The sequence below is a fragment of the Levilactobacillus angrenensis genome (assembly GCF_003946085.1).
GTDB lineage: Bacteria > Bacillota > Bacilli > Lactobacillales > Lactobacillaceae > Levilactobacillus > Levilactobacillus angrenensis.
The window spans coordinates 1-2,529 of record NZ_RHOB01000054.1 but is presented as its reverse complement, the minus strand read 5'-3'; the positions used below and the strand labels follow the sequence as shown (position 1 = coordinate 2,529).

The window sequence follows — 2,529 nt, the reverse complement described above, 5'->3', positions numbered from 1 at the left end:
AGTTTTGAGGGAATAAGTTCTCTTATAGTGTGGTGGCGATAGCCTAAAGGATACACCCGTTCCCATGCCGAACACGGAAGTTAAGCTTTAGCACGCCGATAGTAGTTGGGGGATCGCCCCCTGCGAGGATAGGACGTTGCCACGCGATTGAAGGAACCCTGTGAGGGTTCCTTTTTTTGTACCAAAAATAAGGTGGCGGACGAGAGAAGACGCACTGGCGGTCGACCACCACCTGGCGAAACGGCTATGACGGTGGTGGTCAGGGCCGTTTCATTGGGAAATGAGCATTTGTGATGCATTGTCTTAACCTGGGGAGCTTGGCGACGATGCCAACGTCAGAAATGAACCGATTGAATTGGTGATGAGCCAATCATGGCCTGAGTACGCGGGAATGTGATTAACCGCCATGATTAAGTGCGCATAGAAGATCGGCTTGCTTTAATTGGCAATACCATTGTATTTTAAGAACTTCCAGCTCTGCTGAATCTGCTGGTTAGCTGATTCGTTAGCAATTAGAAAAGGACTATCCCAGACTGACTTACTCTGGGGATAGTCCTTTTTATGAGGAGTCTGAAACGGTGGTGCGGTTTCACCTAAATACGTGAAATGATATTGGTAACGATGACGATGAGTTCGGCTTGCGAGATGTTCCCCCGGTCGAGCCACTCGGTGAGGACGCCAATCACGCCATTGACCGAGCAGACGACATCGTAGTAGTCTTGTGGATTTTCGCGACTGAGGTGTTCGAACGTCAGGACCTTCGTGACCAGTTGTGCTTTAAGCTGGGTGAGGGGACGAGGGTTGTTCGATTGGGTAATTAGGGAGAAAAGATCACGATGCGTCACGACGTAGTGGATGCTGGCAGTAGCGAGGTCCTCAAAGCTGGCGGTACTGTCAGCGGGGTACGTTTTGGTCAAGGCTGCCAGGAGACCGTCAATCGCCTCAGCTACCATGTGGTTGTAGCAATCGTAAATATCGTCGTAGTGGAGGTAGAAGGTGCTCCGTGAAATATCTGCTTGGTCAATGATGGTGGCTACTCGAATTTTGGTGAGTGGCCGTGTTTTTAGCTGCGTAATCAGCGCCGTACGAATGGCTATCTGCGTTTTTCGTGTCCGTCGATCCAATAGACTCCCTCCAGTTATGGTCAATTTGGGAGTGACTGTCCAGAAATGGCTATATCACACCAAATTGTGCTTAGAATTTAAGGTTATGTCGAGTATAGTACACAACTATACAGTCATGCATTTAATTCAAGGGGGAAGAGAGTAAATGAAATTTAGGACAGCAGTTCGCTCAGACTTAAGCGGGCTTGTGCGGTTGATGACCCGGGCATTTCAAAATTATCCGACGTTTACGATGGCCTTTTGTCCAGCATTTCAAAAGACTGGCGGCTACTGCCAATTTCTGGACGACTATTTTACGATGGCACTACGTAGTTACTGGCACAAAGGACAAATTGTTGTGGCCGAAGAGCATGGAAGACCAGTGGCGATTGGTGTCTTAGCTGCGCCAACGGTTAAGGTGACCTGGTGGGATGATCTGCGCTGCGGCGGACTGCGGTTAGTTTGGCCGTACTTACGGCATCGTCAAAGTCGGTTACGTGAGATTGAACAGGCAGATGGGATGGGGCAGCCTGATGAGGGCACCTGGACATTGGTTTACTTTGCGGTTGATCCTACCGTTCAGGGGCGGGGAATTGGAACGGCATTGTTACAGCAGCAACTTGTGCCGATAGCTAAGGCAGCCGGGGCCCGCCAATTGACGTTAGTGACGAACACTCACCGCAACGTGGCTTATTATCGTGGGCAGGGCTTTCAAGTTGTGTGCAAACGCCAGGTTAAGTGTTCAGCGGGCGTGGTTTTTAATTGGCAGCTAACGCGACTGATTTAGCGCGGCACGTGGCCATTGGTGAGTGGGGGACACCGGCTGAGTAGAGTAGTATCTCCTATTTTTTAATGGAGATGGGGGATAGACTTTTGGACGGTTAAGGGTAGAGGGAGTAGCTTACAAGCGATGGGGCCAACGCCTTTGGTAGACACAGCCGGAAACGAATTTAGCTGGTTAGCCTAGTTGTTCGGCGTTACGGCGACCTCCTTTACCAGGGTCTTGTAGAACGGCGGTTAATTGACAGTCGCAATAAATTTTGTATTTTTGTTGACAGCTAGGTAAAATACATGGTATATTATCTAAGCTGACTTTTACAGAGCAGTTCATTAATTTAAAAAGTTAAATTACTTGTTGACAAGTAGTTTGCTAAAATGGTATATTAATTGAGCTGCTTCATTAGGGCGGCAAACGATAAGAAATTTGATTTAAAATTTCTTATTGACATCAAATCAGTTAAATGATATGATGATTAAGTTGTCTGCGAGAGCGGATAACATGGTAGACCTTTGAAAACTGAACATTGTTTCGACAAACCAAATATGTGTAGGGCGGTTTGATACTTGGTATCAAACCCAAACAATATTTGCGAAGTCAATTCGCTTTTAAAAATGTAACAACAATCGATGAGCTATTCAAGCACAT

2 protein-coding genes and 1 rRNA gene are annotated in these 2,529 nt (G+C 47.3%); 2 read left to right on the top strand and 1 reads right to left on the bottom strand.

Features of this window, described 5'->3' with window-relative positions; genetic code table 11:
• Positions 1-28: 28 nt before the first annotated feature.
• Positions 29-145, top strand: a 5S ribosomal RNA gene (gene rrf / locus EKM83_RS13090).
• A 448-nt stretch (positions 146-593) separates the two neighbouring features.
• Here the strand turns inward: rrf and EKM83_RS13085 are convergent.
• Positions 594-1,124 (bottom strand): TetR/AcrR family transcriptional regulator, encoded by a 531-nt coding sequence (locus tag EKM83_RS13085; protein WP_125577976.1) that lies wholly within the window; start codon positions 1,122-1,124, stop codon positions 594-596.
• Between the two features lie 145 nt (positions 1,125-1,269).
• Here EKM83_RS13085 and EKM83_RS13080 point away from each other — a divergent pair, with 145 nt between their 5' ends.
• Complete coding sequence (locus tag EKM83_RS13080) at positions 1,270-1,890, top strand: GNAT family N-acetyltransferase (RefSeq protein ID WP_125577974.1); 621 nt, start codon at positions 1,270-1,272, stop codon at positions 1,888-1,890.
• The last annotated feature ends 639 nt before the right edge of the window (positions 1,891-2,529 follow it).

Excerpts from the sequence above, each read along its gene's own strand:
- EKM83_RS13080 (WP_125577974.1), top strand. The coding sequence starts at position 1,270 with ATGAAATTTAGGACAGCAGTTCGCTCAGACTTAAGCGGGCTTGTGCGG.